This is a genomic window from Burkholderia sp. AU15512, assembly GCF_002223325.1.
In the GTDB taxonomy this organism is placed as follows: Bacteria; Pseudomonadota; Gammaproteobacteria; order Burkholderiales; family Burkholderiaceae; genus Burkholderia.
Genome location: NZ_NKEX01000006.1, coordinates 2,126,558 through 2,146,956, shown reverse-complemented (window position 1 = coordinate 2,146,956; position 20,399 = coordinate 2,126,558). Strand labels below are relative to the sequence as shown.

Below are 20,399 nucleotides of genomic sequence, written 5' to 3'. Positions count from 1 at the left end.
ATCGCGAGCGGGCGAACGTTCCCGCTCCGGTTTCCGGCCGTATGACCGGTGCGCAACGGCGCCGGTCATTGAGGCGGGCGCGCACGACGCAAGTCACGCGCCCATCGGCACCGTCGTCGTGCCGCGCGAATCGCGCTGTCCTCATTCCCGCCTTCCCCGTTTCCCGTTTCGCCCGATTCCAGGTCGGTCAGCCCCGCCCCGGGGTAAAATGCGCGCCGCGCCGCGATGTCGCGCGCGACGGGCACGCCGCCGTTCCAGCGAACGGTGCGCGCAAGTGCGTCGCGCCCGCACCGAGGCGTTCGAAGCGTCCCCCCGCATGACAAGACCGCGCGATGCCGCCGGCGGCCCGACACGCCCCCGACGAACCCGTCGACGGTCGCGTCGGTTCCCGGCGCATCACCTGAATCCGACGTCCCATCCTGCGTCTTCCCGACCGAGCGGCCCGCTTGCGTGCCGCATCGCCCGGTTCGTCTGATGAATGTCGCGCACGGGCACGCTTCGCAGCTTCGTAAACGGTTTCGACAGGGTCGAGTGGCGAGTTTTCCATCCAGAACAATGACGGTGAATAGAACAACAGCGTCGCGCGCACGGCGGCGGCGCGCGAAGGTCGGGCTTGGCGTCGGTCTCGGCATCACGCTTTTCGCGGCACAGGCCGCCGCAGCGCAGGGCGACACGCCGGCGCCGGATGCCGATGCAACCGGCAGCGCGACGCTGCCGACGATCACGGTGAGCGGCGAGCGCGGCAATGCGCTGCGCGTACGCAACGCATCGGTCGCGGGGCTCGACGACACCCCGCTGCGCGACACGCCGGCGTCGGTGAGCGTCGTCACGCGCGCGCAGCTCGACGACCAGCAGGCGAAGCGGTTGAGCGACGTCGTGCGCAACGACGCATCGGTCGTCAACGACTATGCGCCGGTCGGTTATTTCGAAGGCTTTGCGATCCGCGGCTTCCCGGTCGATCTCGCGAGCGCAATCCGGATCGACGGGCTGACGGTGTCCGGCGAGCAGAACGTGCCGCTCGAGAACAAGGAGCGCGTCGAGATCCTGAAGGGGCTCGCCGGCATCGACAGCGGCGTCGTCGCACCGGGCGGCGTGATCAACTTCGTGACGAAGCGCTCGGCGAACGTCGCGAGCGTGACGGGCGGCGTCGACAGCCGCGGCTCGACGTCGGCGGCCGTCGATCTCGGCCGCCGCTTCGGCCCCGACAATCAGTTCGGCTTCCGGATCAATGCCGCGAAGGAGAACATGCACTCGTACATCGACGGCACGAACGGACGGCGCACGTTCGGCTCGATCGCCGCCGACTGGGACATCGGCCCGCGTGCGAGCCTGCAGCTCAACGCCGAATTCCAGCAGTGGATCCAGCGTTCCGCGCCCGGCTATCAGCTGCTTGGCGGCACCGTCGTGCCGTCGGTCAAGACGACGTCGAAGGCGCTCGGCACGCAGCCGTGGGCGAAACCGCTGACGACCGACGCGCTGAACCTGAACGCGCGCTTCGATTACCAGTTCAACGACGACTGGAAGGCCTACATCGCCGCCGGCCGCAGCCGTACGATGATCGACGACAACAGCGCGTTCGCCTATGGTTGCTCGACACAGGGTAGCTGCGTGGCCGGCACAAATTCGCCGTTCTTCTTCGGCGCGAACGGCGACTATGACGTCTACGATTTCCGCAGCCCCGGCGAATATCGTCGCAACGACGACCTGCGTGCGGTCACGACCGGCAAGTTCGCGACCGGCCCGCTGCGGCACGAGCTGACGCTCGGCGTGAGCGTGCAGCGCCGCGTCGTGAGCATGGCCGACGCCGTGTACGACATCAGAGGCAGCGAAAACATCTACGGGCCCGACACGACGTTCTCGCCGTCGCCGAATTCGCCCGGCCCGTCGTATCCGCGCCTCGATGCGTGGCAGTACGGCGTGTTCGGGCTCGACCGCATCAGCATCGGCGAACACTGGCAGGTGCTCGCGGGCGGCAAGGAAGTGCTGCTGCGCCAGCGCAGCTGGAGCAGCCTCGACGGCGACGCGACGCATACCGACCGCTCGGTGTTCCTGCCGCAAGTGGCGCTCGTCTACAAGCCGGTGAACGTGCTGTCGCTGTACGCGTCGTACAGCAAGGCGCTGTCGCTCGGCGACCAGGCACCGGTGCGCGCGACCAATGCGTATGCGTTCCTGCCGCCGGTCGAATCGCACCAGTTCGAGGTCGGTGCAAAATACGACTGGCTCGACCGGCTGAGCCTCACGGCCGCCGTGTTCTCGATCAGCAAGCCGTTCCAGTTCGCCGACCCGGACGCATCGGGCACGAGCTACACGTTCGTGCAGCGCGGCACGCAGCGGCACCAGGGGATCGAGCTCGGCGCGGCCGGGCGCGTGACCGAGCGCCTGGGGCTGACGGCCAGCGTCGCGGCGATTCGTGCACGTGCGTACGATTCCGGGTCGCCGGTGTATGAAGGGCACCAGATCATCAACGTGCCGGCGCTGCGCGCGACCGTGTATGCGGACTACGCGGTGCCGGGCGTCGCGGGGCTGAACGTGCTGGGCGGTGTCGAGTACAGCGCGGCCCGCAACGCGAACGAGGAGGGCACCGCGCGCGTGCCGTCGTGGTTCGTGTTCAATCTCGGCGCACGCTATACGACGAAGATCGGCGGCCATCGCACGGTGCTGCGCGTGTCGGTGGACAATCTGTTCAACAAGTTCTACTGGCGCGACGCGGGCGAGCAGCAAGGCGATGCGTACCTGTTCCCGGGTGCGCCGCGCACCGCGCGCGTGTCGTTGACCTATGATTTCTGATCGTCCGGAACCGGCCGCGTGATGCGCGGCCCCGGCAGCCAACCTGGAGAGCACAGACGATGTCCCCACTCGAAATCGCCGGCGTGATCGTCAGCGCGCTCGCGATCTGGCTGACCGCGAAGCGGCGCATGCTGTGCTGGCCGGTCGGGCTCGTGTCGGTCGCGCTGTACGGCTGGATCTTCTTCGACGCGAAGCTGTATTCGGACATGCTGCTGCAGGGCGCTTTCGCAGTGCTGCAGGTGTACGGCTGGCAACGCTGGCTCGCGCAGCGTGCGAGCGAAGCCAATGGCAGTGCGGCACCGGCAGGCGACGTTGCACCTGTCACGGGCGTGCGGCCGATGCAGATGCTGCCCGACCTGATCGCGGCCGTCGTCGGCAGCGCGTTGCTCGGCGGCATGATGGCGCGCTGGACCGATGCGGCGCTGCCGTTCGTCGATGCCTCGCTGACCGCGTTCAGCCTCGTCGCGCAATACTGGACCGCGCGCCGCTACATCGCGTCGTGGGGGCTGTGGATCGTCGTGAACGTCGTATATGTCGGGATGTTCGTGTTCAAGGAACTGTATCTGACGGCCGGACTCTATGCGCTGTTCATCGGGCTGGCCGTCGTTGGCTGGCGCGACTGGAGCCGCACGGCCGCGGCGCTGCGCGCGGCGGCCGGCGGTGCGCTGGCAACCGGCGGCGGCGCGCGCTGATCCACGTGCCGATCTGAATCAACCACGGAGCAACGTCGTTCATGTCATTCCCCCTCGAGCCGGACGGATCCCTGTCGCGTGACGTCGCGCCGCCGCAATTCGGCGTTGACGGCGAGCAGGCCGAACGCGACTGGCCGCTGATGACGCACGACGAGGTGGCGGCGGTGCTTGCCCGGATCGACGGCGCCGGCGAGCCGGCGCGGCTCACGTGGCACAGCCCGCGGCAGTTCGCGGCGGCCGTCCTGGTGCAGATGACGGACGGGCGCGGGCTGTTCGTCAAGCGTCATCACGTGAGCCTGCGCGATGTGGAAGGGCTCGAGGAAGAGCATCGTTTCATCGCGCATCTGCGCGAGCGCGGGATGCCGGTGGTCGACATTCTTGCCGATCGCGACGGCGCGACCGCATTTGCGTCCGGCGACTGGACCTACGAGGTGCACGTACGGGCGCCCGGCGTCGACCCGTATCGCGGCGTAATGTCGTGGCAGCCCTTTACCCATGCTTCGCACGCGTACGCGGCCGGCCGCGCGCTGGCCGAGCTGCATCGCGCGTCGGCCGGCTACGATGCGCCGGCGCGGCCCATGCGTACGCTGCTGTCGAGCTTTCGTGTGCTGTCGTCCGCCGATCTGGCGGGCGCACTCGAACGCTGGGTCGACGCGCAGCCGCTGCTCGTGCGCGCGCTCGGTGCGCGTGACTGGCGCGGCGACGTGGCCGACGCGATCGGCCCGTATCACGCACGTCTCGTGCCGCTGTTGCCTGCGCTGCCGCCGCTGTGGACGCACGGCGACTGGCATGCGTCGAACCTGTTGTGGACCGAAGCGGGGCCCGGTGCGCAGGTGCGGACCGTGCTGGATTTCGGGCTGTCGGATCGCACCTGTGCGGTGATGGATCTCGCGCTCGCGATCGAGCGCAATACGGTCGACTGGATGGCGCCGGCCGATGCGCGTCGCGTCGAGTATGCGCAGATCGACGCGCTGCTCGACGGGTACGAATCGCTCGAACCGCTGGGCGACGAAGCCTACGCGGCGCTGGTCGCGCTGCTGCCGATCGTGCATACGGAGTTCGCGCTGTCGGAAGTCGCTTATTTCGGCTGCATCATCGATGCGCCGGCCATCGTCGATATCGCATACGACGGCTACCTGATCGGCCATGCGCGCTGGTTCGGCGAGCGCGACGGGCGGCAATTGCTTGATTGGCTCGTCGAGCGGCGGCGGGTGAAGCAAGGGGCCGTTTGATTCCTGAGAACACCCGGATAGCTTCAATTTCGCTCGAATCATTGTCGATTCAAACGTCGAAATCGCGCCCTGATAGATTCGATGGGCCGTCGCACGAAAGCGCTGGATGTGTGGGGTTCAACGCAAGCGCGGCGGCGTTCATGTCAATGGCCCGTACAACAGTTGTCGGGGCAGCCGGGGCTCACTTGAACGGTGACCTCGCGGGCGTCCGATGTTGGCTCGGTTGTGCTATTGGCTGGATAAATTTGCGTCTTTATCTGAAGTGGCGCGTTTATCAGGCCACCGTCTATGACCACCTTCGCCGTCGCGGAAGCACGTTTCGTTGCAAGTTGATCGGCGCCAATTTCATTTCTTGATGCACTGCCAATGATGTCGATCCAGTTTTGAATCGGATATTTTGCGTTCATTGTCGAGACCCATCGTTCAATTCGCATCCGTTCGGATTTCGAGACTTCGTGACTATTGGCTGAGAAGGTCACGAAAAATTGTTGTGACGGCAGATTTTGTGATCCCTGGCATTCTGCTGCAGCATTCATGGAAAAAAAGAACAACGTTGCGATGGGTGCGATTAGTGTCGAGACAAAAATTCTCATGCTGATTCCGGCTCCTTACTCTGAAAATAAATCTTCGCCGTAGATCACGAATCCGGTGAGTGTATCCGCATTTCTCAATGCCAGTTCGGGATTGGCTCTTGCCCATGCGGCTGATGTGGGGTCGAGCCCGTAACGAGTGTCGCAGCTGCCGAAGGTGTCAACGAAATGTGTTACTTCGTGAATGAGCGTAGATAGGCGAGAATCTCCGTACATATTCTGATCGCGCAAGCCGGTGCAAAATTTCGCGGCGATACTTATAAGCCTGCGCTCCGTGTTAGGCCCGCAAACATGAGCGGCCTCGTTGTCAATGTCACCCATGTTCGGGACGCAACCTAACATTCTATCGAGGTTCGGATCAGATCGAACGAAGTTGTGTGGCGTTAGTGTTTTAAGAACGGAGAGCTGTCGTGAGAAGCCATTGATGAGATATTGTCTTGTATTCTCATTGCATCGATTGAACCAATAGATCATTCTTTCTCTGGTTCTTTCGTCATATTGCTTCAGATCGGCGATCCTTTGGTCCACTAGAATTATGGACCATTTAATAAGTCGCGCGACCATAATTCGAAATTCTCTGTTGGTCATGTTAGGGCAGATGGGGGTCGTATTGATGTAAACATGAACCATCGAACCCGGATTTGTATTGGTGACGGCCCCGGAGTGAACAATAAACCATTCTTTATCGTCGTCAGCATCGAATTCGTACTCGTCTCGGCGGAAGAAGTCGTTCATTGATGTGAAGTCTCGTTGTGTAGGGTTTCAAGGGGGGGCGCACGACCATGAAGTCATGGAGCGGCATGGTTGCGGTCATGCTGCCGGAACCCTGAACAGTCATATTTTTAAGTGAAGATGTCTATAGAACTAGTTCTAAATTTTGGAATGCTGACAATTTGTTTGACGTGGCCGAAGTGAATGGTCGGACGGGATGCGACGAGTCCGATTAACTTTGACGACGTTGTTGGATCGTTCGTGGGCGCGCAGGCGTAGCGGCAGTTGACTATCAGGGACGATATGTCCGCCGGCTCGGCGAGTACCACGCCCCCAAACATGACGGAAATATCATCTTCGCCTCATGTTCGCACTGCGGCCGGACCGTAGCATCGGTCGCGAACCGTTACCGCAGAACCGAACATGCTCAAGCTCAACCTCGCCGTGGCCATCGTCTTCGCGATGGCCGCGACGGCTCATGCGCAGCCGCCGCTGTCGCCGGGGCCGGCCCCGTCTGCCTCCGGCAGCGTCGCGCCGATCAGCGCACCGCCCCCCGATGCTCTCCCTTCCAACTCATTGACGCTTGCCGATGCGCTATCGGTCGCGGCCCGGAACAATCCGGCGCTGCGCGGCGCGCGCGCGGACGTCGATGCGTCGGCCGGTGCACTGATGCAGGCCGGCGCGCGTCCCAATCCCGAAGTGTCGTTCCTGCAGGAAGGGTTTCGCCGCGCCGAACGCACGTCGACCGCGTTGATCAACCAGACGATCGAACTCGGCGGCAAGCGCAGCGCGCGGCTCGATGTCGCGTCGTACGGCAGGGAAGCGGCCAATGCATCGCTCGACGAGCAGGGCGCCGTCGTGCGCGCCGACGTGATCGCCGCGTTCTACGGGCTGCTCGCCGCGCAGCGCCAGCTTCAGGTGACCGAGGAATCGGCCGCGATCGCCGCGCGCTCCGCGGATCTCGCGAGCCGCCGGGCGCAGGCCGGCAAGGTCTCGCCGGTCGAGGCGACCAAGGCGCACGTGGCGGCGGCCGGCGTGCAGATCGAAGTCGTGACGGCGCGCGGCCGTGTCGACGTCGCGCGCGAGAAGTTGAACGCGGTGATGGGTGAAGCACGCGATGGCGGGCTTGCCGTGCAGGGCGATCTGGAAGCCGTGCCGCCGGTCGAGCAACTGTCCGCGCTGACCGCGCAGCTCGATGACGCTCCGCTGGCACGGATCGCACGCGCCGAGATGCTGCGCTCGAACGCGGCCGTGTCGCTCGAACGCGCGCGGCGCATTCCGGACGTGACGATCAGTGCCGGCGTGAAACGCGTGACCACGGGCGGCGTGCCGGACAACCAGGCGGTGGTCGGTGTGTCGATCCCGATTCCGCTGTTCAACACGAACAAGGGCGCGCTGCTCGAGGCGACGCACAAGGCCGCGCGCGCGAATGCCGATCTCGATCGCGAACGCACGCGGCTGCGGCTGGACCTCACGCAGGCATACGCGAATTTCGAAGCCGCCGCGCAGGAAGCGCAGCGGCTGAAGGCCGACATCCTGCCGGCCGCGCGCCTGGCTCTCGATGCGATGTCGCGCGGCTACGAGCTCGGGAAGTTCAGCTTCCTCGACGTGCTCGACGCGCAGCGCACGCTGTTCCAGGGCCAGTCGCAATACGTGCGTGCGCTCGCCGATGCCCATACGGCTCGCGCCGACATCGGCCGGCTCGTCGGAACGCCGCTCGCGCCTCTTGCACCGGTCGCGCGATAGCGCAACGGACGCCTCTTTTACCTGAAGGATCATCATGTCACGCAGCAGAATCCTGATCATCGCGGCGGTCGTGCTCGGCAGTGCCGGGATCGTCATCGGCGCACTCGGCGTCACACGCAACGGCGGCGGCAACGGCGCGGCCGCATCGGCGGCGGCCGTTGCCGCTTCATCCACCGAAGCCACCGGCGAGCGCGGCGGCATCGTGCTCAAGCGCGGCAAGCTGTCCGTCGAAATCGTGATGACGGAAAAGCCCGGCGACGCGCGCCTGATCGTCTATCCGTTCGTCGACGGCAAGCCGGCTGACAAGGGCGTCACCGTGTCCGGCACGCTGGTTCGCTACGACCGCACGCACGAGCCGTTGCGTTTCGACGCGGCCGGCCAGAAGTTCGTATCCGCCCAGTCGATCGGCAAGCCGCACGTGTTCGACGCGACGATCGACGTGAAGGCGGGCAATGAATCGGCGTCGTTCCCGTTCGCGCGCGCCGACGGCGCGATTGCGTTGACCGACGCACAGCTCGCGACCTCGAAGATCGCGCTGGCGAAGGCCGGCCCCGCGAAGATCGCGACGCCGTTCCAGTTGCCGGGCGAGATCAAGTTCAACGAGGATCGCACCGCGCACGTGGTGCCGCGCGTGGCCGGCATCGTCGAGCAGGTGTCGGTGTCGCTCGGGCAGAACGTTGCGAAGGGGCAGGTGCTGGCCGTGATCGCGAGTACCGACCTTGCAGACCGGCGCAGCGAGCTGCTGACGGCCGAGCGCCGGTTGTCGGGCGCCCGCGCGACCTACGAGCGCGAGCGCACGCTGTGGAAGGAGCGCATCTCGGCCGAGCAGGACTACCAGCAGGCGCAGGTGCAGTTGCGTGAAGCCGAGATCGCCGTGCAGAACGCGCGACAGAAGCTCGCCGCGCTGAACGCGCCGGTCGGCGCGGGCGCGCTGAACCGCTACGAACTGCGCGCGCCGTTCGCGGGCACGATCGTCGAGAAGCACGCGACGCCCGGCGAAGCGATCGCCGCCGATGCCAGCATGTTCGTGATCTCTGATCTCTCGACGGTATGGGCCGAGATGGCCGTGCCGGCGCAGCGCTTGAACGACGTGCGGGTCGGTCGCGATGCGACGGTCATCGCGACCGCGTTCGAATCGCGCTCGAGCGGCCCGATCGCGTACGTCGGGTCGCTGCTCGGCGAACAGACGCGCACCGCGCCGGCGCGCGTCGTGCTGCCGAACCCGGACGGCGTGTGGCGGCCCGGGATGTTCGTGAACGTGTCGGTCGACGCGGGCAAGCAGAATGTGCCGCTCGCGGTCGCGAGCGACGCGCTGCAGGACGTCGACGGCGCACCGTCCGTCTTCGTGCGCTCGTCGAAGGGTTTCGTTGCCCAGGCCGTCGAAACGGGCCGCCGCGACGAACGCGCGACCGAAGTGCTGAAGGGGCTCAAGCCGGGCCAGGAATACGCGGCGTCGAACAGCTTCGTGCTGAAGGCGGAACTCGGCAAGGGGAGCGCGGAACATGAATGAGCGCTACGTGTGTGCCGTTGCACGCCTCGCGGCCCGCTATGCGGCCCGCTTTCCGGCCCGCCGGGTGACCGGCCGGGCGGCTCGTCCATCGAAGGTGACCGTACCCCGTTTCAAGGAATCCCGTCATGTTTGAGCGCCTGATCCGCTTTGCGATTGCGCACCGCTGGCTCGTGATGCTGGCGATCGCGGCCGTGGCCGCGCTGGGCGTGTTCAGCTACCAGAAGCTGCCGATCGACGCGGTGCCCGACATCACCAACGTGCAGGTCCAGATCAACACGGCCGCGCCCGGCTATTCGCCGCTGGAGGCCGAGCAGCGCATCACCTATCCGGTCGAGACCGTGATGGCCGGCCTGCCGGGCCTCGAGCAGACGCGCTCGATCTCGCGCTACGGGCTGTCGCAGGTCACGGTGATCTTCAAGGACGGCACCGACATCTATTTCGCGCGACAGCTCGTCAACGAGCGCATTCAGGAAGCGAAAGACAAGCTGCCGGCCGGTATCACGCCCGCAATGGGGCCGACATCGACGGGCCTAGGCGAGATCTACCTGTGGACCGTCGAAGCCGACGCCAACGCGCGCAAGCCCGACGGCACGCGCTATACGGCGGCCGACCTGCGCGAGCTGCAGGACTGGGTCGTCCGGCCGCAGCTTCGCAACGTGCGCGGCGTGACCGAGGTCAACTCGATCGGCGGCTACGTGAAGGAATACCGTGTCGCGCCGAACCCGGCAAAGCTGATGTCGTACGGGCTGACGCTCGCCGACATCGTGCGCGCGCTGGAGCGCAACAACGACAACGTCGGCGCCGGCTACATCGAGAAGCGCGGCGAGCAGTATCTGGTGCGTGTGCCGGGCCAGGCGCGCACCGTCGACGACATCGCCAGCATCGTGCTGACCAACGTCGGCGGCGTGCCGGTGCGGATGAAGGACGTCGGGCTGGTCGACATCGGCCGCGAGCTGCGCACCGGCGCGGCGACGTCGGATGGCGAGGAGGTCGTGCTCGGCACGGTCTTCATGCTGATGGGCGAGAACAGCCGCACGGTCGCGAAGGCTGTCGCCGCGAAGATGGAGGACGTGAACCGCACGCTGCCGTCCGGCGTGAAGGCGATCCCCGTGTACGACCGCACCGTGCTCGTCGAGAAGGCCGTCGCGACGGTGAAGAAGAACCTGCTGGAAGGCGCGATTCTCGTGATCGCCGTGCTGTTCCTGTTCCTCGGTAACATGCGCGCGGCGCTGATCACCGCGCTCGTGATCCCGCTGTCGATGCTGATGACCTTCACCGGCATGGTGAACGCGAAGGTGAGCGCGAACCTGATGAGCCTCGGCGCGCTCGACTTCGGGATCATCGTCGACGGCGCGGTGGTGATCGTCGAGAACTGCGTGAGACGGCTCGCGCATGCGCAGGGCGCTGCCGGCCGGCCCCTGACACGCGACGAGCGCTTCGCGGAAGTGTTCGGCGCATCGCAGGAAGCGCGTCGCGCGCTGATCTTCGGGCAACTGATCATCATGGTCGTGTACCTGCCGATCTTTGCGCTCACAGGTGTCGAAGGCAAGATGTTCCACCCGATGGCCATTACCGTCGTGATGGCGCTCGCGGCCGCGATGGTGCTGACCGTCACGTTCATTCCGGCGGCCGTCGCGCTGTTCATCGGCGAGCGTGTCGAGGAGAAGGAGAACCGGCTGATGGGCTGGGCGCGGCGCGCGTACGAGCCGGCGCTCGCCGCATTCATGACGCGCCCGGCGCGCGTGATGATCGGCGCGGGCGTGATCGTGCTCGCCACGCTCGGGCTGGCCACGCGGCTCGGCAGCGAGTTCATCCCGAGCCTCAACGAAGGCGACCTGGCCGTGGCCGCCTTGCGGATTCCCGGCACGAGCCTGTCGCAGTCGGTCGAGATGCAGAAGGCGATCGAGAAGACGCTGAAGACGCGCTTCCCCGAGATCGAGCGCGTGTTCGCGCGCACCGGCACGGCCGAGATCGCGGCCGACCCGATGCCGCCGAACCTGTCGGACGGCTACATCATGCTGAAGCCGGCCGACCAGTGGCCCGACCCGAAGAAGCCGCGCGACCAGCTCGTGCGCGAGATCGAGGAAGCGCTCGCCGAACTGCCGGGCAACGCGTACGAGTTCTCGCAGCCGATCCAGCTGCGTTTCAACGAACTGATCTCGGGCGTGCGCAGCGACGTCGCCGTGAAGATCTTCGGCGACGACATGGCCGTGCTGAACCAGACCGGCGAGCAGATCGCGGCCACGCTGCAGAAGGTGCCGGGCGCGTCCGAGGTGAAGGTCGAGCAGACCACCGGCCTGCCGGTGCTGACCGTCAACCTCGATCGCGACAAGCTCGCGCGCTACGGCGTGAGCGTGGCGGACCTGCAGGACTCGGTGGCCGCGGCCGTCGGCGGGCAGAAGGCCGGCACGCTGTTCCAGGGCGACCGGCGCTTCGACATCGTCGTGCGGCTGCCCGACGAGCTGCGCTCGGACATCGAGGCGATCAAGCGGCTGCCGATCGCGTTGCCCGCACCGGCGGCCGGCGCCAGCGCACCGCTCGCGGCGGCGCCGTACGTGCCGCTCGCGGAACTGGCGACGATCGACGTCGCGCCGGGCCCGAACCAGATCAGCCGCGAGGACGGCAAGCGGCGCGTGGTCGTCAGCGCGAACGTGCGCGGGCGCGACGTCGGGTCGTTCGTCGCCGACGCACGCGAGCAACTGCAGCAGGACGTGCGCGTGCCGGCCGGCTACTGGGTGTCGTGGGGCGGTCAGTTCGAGCAGCTGCAGAGCGCGAGCGAGCGCCTGAAGCTGGTCGTGCCGCTTGCGCTGTTCATGGTGTTCGTGCTGCTGTTCGTGATGTTCAACAACGTGAAGGACGGGCTGCTCGTGTTCACCGGCATTCCGTTCGCGCTGAGCGGCGGCGTCGTGTCGCTATGGCTGCGCGGGATTCCGCTGTCGATCACGGCGGCGGTCGGCTTCATCGCGCTGTCCGGCGTCGCCGTGCTCAACGGGCTCGTGATGATCTCGTTCATCCGCAACCTGCGCGACGAAGGGATGCCGCTCGAGGCCGCCGTGCGCGAAGGCGCGCTCACGCGGCTGCGGCCGGTGCTGATGACCGCGCTCGTCGCGTCGCTGGGCTTTCTGCCGATGGCGTTCGCGACCGGCACCGGCGCCGAGGTGCAGCGCCCGCTCGCGACGGTCGTGATCGGCGGTATCCTGTCGTCCACGGCGCTGACGCTGCTGGTGCTGCCGGTGCTGTACCGTGTCAGCCATGCGGTGTCGTGGCGCGCGGCGTTGCGCGGCGGCTTCGGCTCGGGCGTGCTGCGCCGGCTGGGTTTCTTCAAGGGTAATGCGTGATGCGAATTCTGATTGTCGAGGATGAACCGAAGACGGGCGCGTACCTGCGCAAGGGGTTGACCGAGGCCGGCTATGTCGTCGACTGGGTCGAGGACGGCATCACGGGCCAGCATCAGGCCGAGACCGAGGAATACGACCTGCTCGTGCTCGACGTGATGCTGCCCGGGCAGGACGGCTGGACGCTGCTGCAGAACCTGCGGCGCAGCAAGTCGACGCCCGTGCTGTTCCTGACCGCGCGCGACGATGTCGGCGATCGCGTGAAGGGCCTCGAGCTCGGCGCCGACGACTATCTCGCGAAGCCGTTCGACTTCGTCGAGCTGACCGCCCGCATCAAGTCGATCCTGCGGCGCGGCCAGCCGCGCGATTCGAACACGCTACGGGTGGCCGACCTCGAACTCGATCTCACCCGCCGCAAGGCCACCCGGCAGGGCGACACGATCCTGCTGACCGCGAAGGAGTTCGCGCTGCTGTGGCTGCTGATGCGCCGCGAGGGCGAGATCCTGCCGCGCGCGACGATCGCGTCGCAGGTGTGGGACATGAATTTCAACAGCGACACGAACGTCGTCGATTCGGCGATCCGGCGCCTGCGCTCGAAGATCGACGATGCATACGACCCGAAGCTGATCCACACCGTGCGCGGCATGGGCTACGTGCTCGAGGCGCGCGGCGGCAGCGCGACGTGATCGCGCGCCTGTTGCCGCGCACGCTGCGCGGACGCCTGACCGCGCTGATCATCCTGTCGACGTCGGTGATCCTCGCGTCGAGCGGCGTCGCGCTGTACGAGGCGCTGAGCAATCGCGTCGAAACCGCGGCGGCCGAGCAGATGGCCGGCATCTCCGCCGCGTTGGGCGCGCATCTGGCCGAAGCACGCTCGACCGCCGACGTCGCGCGCAACACCGACATCTGGATCGACCAGTTGCATGGTCATCCGAACATGGATCTCGCGATCTTCGACGCCACGGGTGCGCGCCTGGTCGGCACGCCCGGCTTCCGCCTCGTTGCGCCGCTGATGTCGCTGAATGCAGGGCGCGTGCCGGTCGGCGTCGCGCCGCCGGGCGCACGGCAGCAGTATCTGGTGACGAATGTGCCGCTTGCCGGTGCAGGCGCGCCCGTGGTGCGCGTCGTGGTGCAGTACGACCGCAGCGCCGACGTGCTGCTGCTGCGCACGCACGCTTATACGATCGTCGTGATCGAGGTGTTCGGCGTGGTGCTCGCGGCGGCGATCGCATACGGCATCGCGGCGCTCGGGCTGAGCCCGCTGCGGCGGTTCGCGGCGCGCGCCGAACAGATGTCGACGAGCCGGCTCGCCCATCCGCTGCCGGCGCTCGATACGGCCGGCGAGCTGAAGGAGCTCGAGCACGCGTTCAACGGCATGCTCGAACGGTTGAACGAATCGTTCACGCGGCTGAGCCAGTTCTCGTCGAATCTCGCGCACGACATGCGCACGCCGCTCACGAACCTGCAGGCGGCCGCGCAGGTCGTGCTGTCGCAGCCGCGCAGCGCGGACGAATACCGGAACGTGATCGAGTCGAGCATCGACGAATACCAGCGGTTGTCGCGGATGATCGAGGACATGCTGTTCCTGGCGCGTTCGGAACAGGCCGGCACGTCGATCAGTGTGCGGCGCCTGGATGCGTCGGAAGAAGCGGGGCGCGTCGCGGGCTACTACGAGCCGCTGGCGGAGGATGCCGGCGTGACGGTGAAGGTCGACGGCCATGCGTGGGTCGATGCGGATCTGACGCTGTACCAGCGCGCGCTGAGCAACCTGCTGTCGAATGCGCTGGCCTACGCGCCGCGCGGCAGCATCGTGACGATCGATTGCGTGGAGCAGGGCGGGGCGACGACGATCGCCGTGTCGGATACGGGGCCCGGCATCGAGGCCCAGCATGTTGGAAGGATCTTCGAGCGCTTCTATCGCGTCGATCCGTCCCGGCACAATTCGGCGCAAGGGACGGGGCTGGGGCTCGCGATCGTCCGCTCGATCATGGACAACCACGGCGGCGAATGCGGCGTCGACAGCGACCCGGGCCGGCGCACGACGTTCTGGCTGCGCTTTCCGCGCCGGCCGGCCGAGCTGTAACGGCCGGCGGCCCTCCCTACCTGACACCGCCGGCGGGCATGCCCGCGCGTTCGCCATGAGGCGGCCGCGCGCGGCGTGCTGCCCGCGCTCGGTTGACCGGGCGTCATTTCTGCGCGGTCAGGTTGTCGTGGTTGTCGGGCTGCGGCTTCTTCTCGCCGCCATGCACCGAAATCCCGTGCAGCTCCTTGTTGCGCGCGACGAGTTCGCCGGTCGGCGGGTACTGCGTCTTGCTCACCGGCACGACGCCATCGTGCTGTGCCTGCTTCAGTTCATTGACGACCTGCGTGCGGGTCTTGCCCTGCGTTTGCGTCTGCGCGAAGGCGGCCTGCGTGGCCATGCCGAGCGACAGCGTGGCGGTGACGAACAGTGCAGCGAGTTTTGCGGTTTTCATCGAGTGCTCTCCTTGATCAGGGCCGCCGGGTGGCGAACCATGGACCCAGTATGCGAAAACAGCCGTGCGTGATCGTGATCGCGAGATGAAAAATGCGTCAGATTGCGTGAGGTGGCGAGGCGCCGTTCGGACGCGACCGGCATGACGCATTCGTCATGTTCGCGTCATGGGTGCGATGAGCGGGAAGCGGAACATGAAGTCTGCCGATGGTCGACGTGGCCGGCGGCATTCATGCCGTTCGCGATAGCTGTATGGAACGCGGGCGGCCTTGTTCTGACTTTCACACCGGACTTGAAAAGTGCCTCGTCCCGCCATTCGCCTCACCTTGATCGCAGTCCTGATCGTCCCGTTGTTCGCGGGCTGCACATCGATACGCTCCGGCACTACGCCCACTGCGCAGACCGCGCCTGCTACCGCGACAAAAAGGCCGGTGCCGGCCGACCTCATGCCTGGCGAGCAGATCGATTACGCCGGGCATCGCTGCGGCAATCCGAACTTGTACGTGAAGACGCATAACTGCCTGTTTCCGCAGCGCAATTCAACGCCCTGATCGTCGGCGCGCGATCAAAAAAAGGGCCCGGCACTCGACGTGTCCGGGCCTAACGCGTGACGTGCCGTGCGGCAGCGACTCGCTTGCGTGGTCTGGAACGGGCGCTGCCCGTCACGCTTCCGATCGTAGCGATGCGACGCTTCGCGAACCTGATCGGAACATGAAATTTTCGTCACGCGGCGCGCGTATGGTAGCCGCGATCAGAACCGGTGGCGCAACCCGAGATTGACGATGCCCTGCGTGCGCGTTCCGCCATAACCGTACGACCCGATCGACGCCTGCGCCGTTTGCGTGCCGCCATCGAGCGTGCGCTGTTCGCCGTTCGCGCGTTGCCATGCGCCCACAGCGTAGAGGTCGGTGCGCTTCGACAGCACGTAGTCGGCACCGGCGGACACCTGATGGTAGGTCGCGCTCGTGTCGCCACGGGCACGCGTGTAGCTGTAGCCGACGCCGACGAGCAGGCTGGGTGTCGCCTGATAGTTGAAGAAGCCGCGCGCGGTGTCGTACTTCTGCGTGCTGCGAAACGCGGACATCGCATCGGCCTTGTACAGCGCGTTGCTGTAGTCGATGCCGACCGCGAACGGCGCGAAGTTGTAGCGCAATGCGCCGCGCGCGATGCCGATCGATTTCGCGGAGATATAGCCGCCGTTGACCAGCGACCCGTCGAACGTGCCGTCGGATGTGCCATTCCAGCCGGTGCGGATGCCGTTGGCGAGTGACGAGCGATTGGCCGCGTAGTAATAGCCGCCCGCCGCGTCGACCGGGCCGTTGCTGTACGACAGGCCGGCCGACCAGGTTTGCCCGGCGCCGCTCTTGCCGGCCACGCCGCCGAGCGCGACCATGCCGACGAACTGGAGTCCGTTGATCACGGGCGACGTGTATTTCACCGCGTTGTCGGTGCGCGACGACGTGTCGTAGTTGTCGACGTCGCCGGGTGTCGCGTAGACGCTGCCGAAGTAGAAGTCGCCGGTGACCGGCCACGCGACATCCGCGAGCGCGTCGTACTGGCGGCCGAGCGTCAGCGTGCCCCAGCGCGCGCTGTCGAGGCCGACGAATGCCTGCCGGCCGAACATCCGGTTGCCTTGCCCGAGCGCGCCGGTGTTCGGATTGAAGCCGTTTTCCAGCGCGAAGATCGCCTTCAGCCCGCCGCCCAGATCTTCCGTACCTTTCACGCCGAAGCGGTTGCCGAGCAGATTGCCGTTGCCGAGGCCGACGAGATTCTTGCCGTCCGCGTTGGCGTTCCATACATACGTCAGCGACGTATCGAACAGGCCGTATAACGTGACTTCCGCTGCATGTGCCGCGTGAGCGGTCGCGAGCAGCGCACCCGACATCATGGCGAGCCGAACTGGAGTTTTCATGGTGTTCCCCTGGAATTCAAGATGATCGTTTCGTGCATCGGTCGATTCCGTGCCGCGCATGGTGCAGGCAGGCGCCGAATGTCGCGATGGCGCTGCCGATTCTGGAAAGCGTTCGGATCGTGAAGGTGAGGGACAAATGAGAAAAATGTCATCGGCGCGTCATGCGTGCGCAAACGCGTCACGCATTTTCATTCGCAGTGCGATACAGGAATGTCGCGGTGGTGACGAAACCGTCATGCTGCGATCACGATTCCGCACCGCGGCCGGCTCAAAGTGAGCGCTCCCGTCTCGGATTTCCAAGCAAGGAGCGAACAACATGAACATTCCGCGACCGATGATCGTCGTCGCCGCTGCCGCACTGTCGATGGCGGCCTTGTCTCAGGCAGCGGCCGCGCAGCAGAAGACCCGGCAGGAGGTCCGTCAGGAACTGGTGCGTGCGCGCCACGACGGCGTGATTCCGAGCCCGAATCACGACTACCCGGCGAGCCCGGCCGCCGTCGCGCGCAACCAGGAGATCCATCGCGCGACCGTGCATCGCGGGGAGAGGGCGCCGCTCGTCGATGCGCACGACAACCGTTTTGCGGTTCGCTGATCGTTCATTCGCGGCCGGCCGGCGCGGTGCCCGTCGGCCGCACCCCACACGAAGAGGAGAGTGCCATGCGCCATTTCGCGAAAGGAATCGTGCTCGCGGCGTGCCTGATGTCGACGGCCGCAATGGCGGCCGGCTGGCCGGAACGTGCGTTGTCGCACGCGTCGGTGCATGACGTGGGCCGGCGCGCGAACGAGCGGATGCGCTGCGAGTTCGCGGCCGTGCCGGCCGGCGAGTGGAGCGCGACGTTCACGCGCGGGCAATGCGAGGTCGACAACGGCCGGCTGACGTTCGTGCCGGCGGATGCAGGCGGCGAATCGACTGTCGCCGAGCAGCGGATCGTACTCGGCGACGTCCGCACCGCGTCGCATCAGTCACGCAAGCTGAAGGAGCAACTGCAACTGACGACACGCGACGAAGTGATCGCGCTGAACGTGCTGACCGACGACGGCAGCCGCAAGTCGCGCGAACATGCGATCGACCTGTGGGCCGCGCTGCGCAACGAAGGCGTGACGCCCGTCAACGGTACGCGCATCGTCGAACCGTATCCGACGGGCGCGACGACGTGGTAGCCGGCGCGCCGCCGCGTCCGACTTATCCTGCCTTCACCGATCCTTCGATCAGAAAGAACACGATGAAGCCGATGAAGAACGCGGCGGTCGCGAACGGCGTTTCGGGTACTTCGTGCGCTTCGACCAGCAGTTCTTCGGTGACGAGGTACAGCAGCGCGACGGTGCCCAGCCCGAGCAGCGCTGCGTAGATATGGGATGGGAGTCCGGCGAATGCCGCGTTACCGGCTACGGCCGCGATGCTCAGCAGCGCCGCGAGCCCGACCGGTACGACGATCGACAGCAGGCGGCCGATGCCGGCGGCCGCGAGCGCGGCGCTGACCGACAGCGCGAGGAACAGCACCTCGAGCGTCAATGCGACGGTCAGGATGATGCCGCTTTCGTCGCTGGCCGAGAACGCGATGCCGAGCACGAGGCCGTCGATGACGAGGTCGATCGCGGTGACGATGATCAGGCTCACGGGCAGCCGCGCTTCCTCGAAGCGCGTCTCGATCGCACCGGACAGCGCACGGATCGCGAGCATCAGCGCGATGCCGAGCACGAAGCCGACGACGACCGGAAACAGCGCATGCGCGCGGTCCTGCGGCAGCAGTTCGAGCGCGGCGGCCGCGAACACGATGCCGCCGGTGAAATGCTGGATGACGCTCGACGTTTTCGGGCCGGGTGCGCGCCAGGCGGCCGCGAGGGCGCCGAAGCAGGCCGCCAGCAAGGGCGGTAACGTGAGCAGCGCGAGCTTCGCGGTCGGTGTCATGAGGCCTCTCGGACGGTTGGCGTACCGCAGCGGGCTCAGCGTCTGGCGGCCCGCTGCGCGATACGGGTGGCTCGTACACGCCGGGCGTCACCCCGGCACCAACCGGGGATTGAACACCTTGAAGCCGCTTCAAGGTCAATACATTCGAGGCAGGGCGCACCGGCAAGCCGGCGCGCCCGTTTCCGTCAAAGCTGCGCGAGCGCCTGGTCGAGGTCGGCGAGCAGGTCGTCGATATGTTCGATGCCGATCGACAGCCGCACGGTTTCCTCCTTCACGCCGGCCTTCGCGAGTTCGGCCGGCGACAGTTGCCGGTGCGTCGTCGACGCCGGGTGCGTGGCGAGCGATTTCGTGTCGCCGATGTTGACGAGCCGCGTGAACAGCTTCAGCGCATCCTGGAACTTCGCGCCGCCATCGCGGCCGCCCTTCACGCCGAACGTCAGGATGCCCGGCGCGCGGCCCGACAGGTAGCGCGCGACGAGCGGATGGTCCGGGTGATCGGGCAGGCCCGCATAGTTCACCCATTCGACGTTTTCGTGGCGTGCGAGATGCTGCGCGATCTTCAGTGCGTTGTCGCTGATGCGCTCGACGCGCAGCGCCAGTGTTTCGATGCCCTGCAGGATCTGGAACGCATTGAACGGCGAAATGGCCGCGCCCATGTTGCGCAGCGGCACCACGCGTGCGCGGCCGATATAGGCGGCCGGCCCGAACGCTTCCGTGTAGACGACGCCGTGATAGCTGACGTCGGGTTCGTTCAGCCGCTTGAAGCGATCCGCATGCTCGGCCCACGGGAACTTGCCCGAATCGACGATCGCGCCGCCGAGGCTCGTGCCGTGCCCGCCGAGATACTTCGTCAGCGAATGCACGACGATATCCGCGCCGTGCTCGAACGGGCGCAGCAGATACGGTGACGGCACCGTGTTGTCGACGATCAGCGGGATGCCATGGCAATGCGCGACTTCCGCGAGCGCGGCGATGTCGGTGACGTTGCCGAGCGGGTTGCCGACCGATTCCGCGAAGATCGCCTTCGTGCGCGCGTCGATCAGCGGCTCGAACGACGCGGGGTCGCGCGGATCGGCGAAGCGCGTCGTGATCCCGTATTGGGGCAGCGTATGCGCGAACAGGTTGTAGGTGCCGCCGTACAGCGAACTCGCGGACACGATGTTGTCGCCGGCTTCGGCGATCGTCTGGATCGCGTACGTGACGGCCGATTGCCCCGAGGCCAGCGCCAGTGCGCCGATGCCGCCCTCGAGCGCGGCGATCCGCTGCTCGAGCACGTCGGTCGTCGGGTTCATGATCCGCGTGTAGATGTTGCCCTGCACCTTCAGGTCGAACAGGTCGGCGCCGTGCTGCGTGTCGTCGAATGCGTACGCAACGGTCTGGTAGATCGGCACGGCGACCGCGCGCGTGGTCGGGTCGGGACGATAACCGCCGTGTACGGCGATGGTTTCGAGGCGCCAGTTCGATGCGGCCTGATCGGTCATGGGTGCTCCGTCTGTTGTTGT

16 protein-coding genes are annotated in these 20,399 nt (G+C 66.4%); 10 read left to right on the top strand and 6 right to left on the bottom strand.

The features are described from left to right. Positions 1–555: 555 nt before the first annotated feature. From CFB43_RS28920 to CFB43_RS28910, 3 genes are read left to right on the top strand one after another with little or no spacing between them, the layout of a single operon-like run. Positions 556–2,787 (top strand): TonB-dependent siderophore receptor, encoded by a 2,232-nt coding sequence (locus CFB43_RS28920; RefSeq protein ID WP_089497556.1) that lies wholly within the window; start codon positions 556–558, stop codon positions 2,785–2,787. Between the two features lie 59 nt (positions 2,788–2,846). Continuing rightward, positions 2,847–3,479: a nicotinamide riboside transporter PnuC gene (pnuC, locus tag CFB43_RS28915; RefSeq protein ID WP_089497555.1), complete on the top strand. Its 633-nt coding sequence runs from the start codon at positions 2,847–2,849 to the stop codon at positions 3,477–3,479. 41 nt (positions 3,480–3,520) lie between these two features. Next, on the top strand, positions 3,521–4,711 hold the full coding sequence (locus CFB43_RS28910) for a phosphotransferase enzyme family protein (RefSeq protein WP_089497554.1): 1,191 nt from the start codon (positions 3,521–3,523) through the stop codon (positions 4,709–4,711). A gap of 143 nt (positions 4,712–4,854) precedes the next feature. On the opposite strand, the gene CFB43_RS28905 is transcribed toward CFB43_RS28910, so the two are convergent. Both CFB43_RS28905 and CFB43_RS28900 read right to left on the bottom strand, forming a co-directional pair. After that, on the bottom strand, positions 4,855–5,304 hold the full coding sequence (locus tag CFB43_RS28905) for an OmpA family protein (protein WP_089497553.1): 450 nt from the start codon (positions 5,302–5,304) through the stop codon (positions 4,855–4,857). Positions 5,305–5,319: 15 nt separating this feature from the next. After that, positions 5,320–6,036: a M35 family metallo-endopeptidase gene (locus CFB43_RS28900; RefSeq protein ID WP_089497552.1), complete on the bottom strand. Its 717-nt coding sequence runs from the start codon at positions 6,034–6,036 to the stop codon at positions 5,320–5,322. A gap of 399 nt (positions 6,037–6,435) precedes the next feature. Here CFB43_RS28900 and CFB43_RS28895 point away from each other — a divergent pair, with 399 nt between their 5' ends. The 5 genes from CFB43_RS28895 to CFB43_RS28875 all read left to right on the top strand — a co-directional run bounded on the left by CFB43_RS28895 (position 6,436) and on the right by CFB43_RS28875 (position 14,686). Beyond that, on the top strand, positions 6,436–7,758 hold the full coding sequence (locus CFB43_RS28895) for a TolC family protein (protein ID WP_089497551.1): 1,323 nt from the start codon (positions 6,436–6,438) through the stop codon (positions 7,756–7,758). Between the two features lie 34 nt (positions 7,759–7,792). Then, complete coding sequence (locus CFB43_RS28890; RefSeq protein WP_089497550.1) at positions 7,793–9,268, top strand: efflux RND transporter periplasmic adaptor subunit; 1,476 nt, start codon at positions 7,793–7,795, stop codon at positions 9,266–9,268. A 125-nt stretch (positions 9,269–9,393) separates the two neighbouring features. Further along, positions 9,394–12,606, top strand: a complete 3,213-nt coding sequence (locus CFB43_RS28885; protein WP_089497549.1) for an efflux RND transporter permease subunit — start codon at positions 9,394–9,396, stop codon at positions 12,604–12,606. Beyond that, positions 12,606–13,289, top strand: a complete 684-nt coding sequence (gene irlR, locus CFB43_RS28880; protein WP_089497548.1) for a heavy metal response regulator transcription factor IrlR — start codon at positions 12,606–12,608, stop codon at positions 13,287–13,289. The genes CFB43_RS28885 and irlR overlap by 1 nt, the downstream gene beginning before the upstream one ends. Continuing rightward, positions 13,286–14,686, top strand: a complete 1,401-nt coding sequence (locus tag CFB43_RS28875; protein ID WP_089497547.1) for a heavy metal sensor histidine kinase — start codon at positions 13,286–13,288, stop codon at positions 14,684–14,686. Before irlR ends, CFB43_RS28875 begins: the two co-directional genes overlap by 4 nt. 103 nt (positions 14,687–14,789) lie before the next feature. On the opposite strand, the gene CFB43_RS28870 is transcribed toward CFB43_RS28875, so the two are convergent. Continuing rightward, a complete protein-coding gene (locus tag CFB43_RS28870; RefSeq protein ID WP_089432253.1) occupies positions 14,790–15,077 on the bottom strand; it encodes a DUF4148 domain-containing protein in 288 nt (95 codons plus the stop codon). A gap of 750 nt (positions 15,078–15,827) precedes the next feature. After that, positions 15,828–16,988 (bottom strand): porin, encoded by a 1,161-nt coding sequence (locus CFB43_RS28860; RefSeq protein WP_089498181.1) that lies wholly within the window; start codon positions 16,986–16,988, stop codon positions 15,828–15,830. A gap of 316 nt (positions 16,989–17,304) precedes the next feature. Between CFB43_RS28860 and CFB43_RS28855 the strand changes: the two genes are divergently transcribed. Both CFB43_RS28855 and CFB43_RS28850 read left to right on the top strand, forming a co-directional pair. Further along, the gene (locus CFB43_RS28855) at positions 17,305–17,580 is read left to right on the top strand and encodes a DUF4148 domain-containing protein (protein WP_089497546.1); all 276 of its coding nucleotides are present in this window, start codon (positions 17,305–17,307) and stop codon (positions 17,578–17,580) included. 65 nt (positions 17,581–17,645) lie between these two features. Beyond that, entirely contained in the window at positions 17,646–18,149 is a 504-nt protein-coding gene (locus tag CFB43_RS28850; RefSeq protein WP_089497545.1) for a hypothetical protein, read from the top strand. 22 nt (positions 18,150–18,171) lie between these two features. Here the strand turns inward: CFB43_RS28850 and CFB43_RS28845 are convergent, their stop codons facing one another. Both CFB43_RS28845 and CFB43_RS28840 read right to left on the bottom strand, forming a co-directional pair. Continuing rightward, positions 18,172–18,897 (bottom strand): ZIP family metal transporter, encoded by a 726-nt coding sequence (locus CFB43_RS28845; protein ID WP_089497544.1) that lies wholly within the window; start codon positions 18,895–18,897, stop codon positions 18,172–18,174. Positions 18,898–19,082: 185 nt separating this feature from the next. Continuing rightward, entirely contained in the window at positions 19,083–20,378 is a 1,296-nt protein-coding gene (locus tag CFB43_RS28840) for an O-acetylhomoserine aminocarboxypropyltransferase/cysteine synthase family protein (protein ID WP_089497543.1), read from the bottom strand. Positions 20,379–20,399 lie beyond the last annotated feature (21 nt).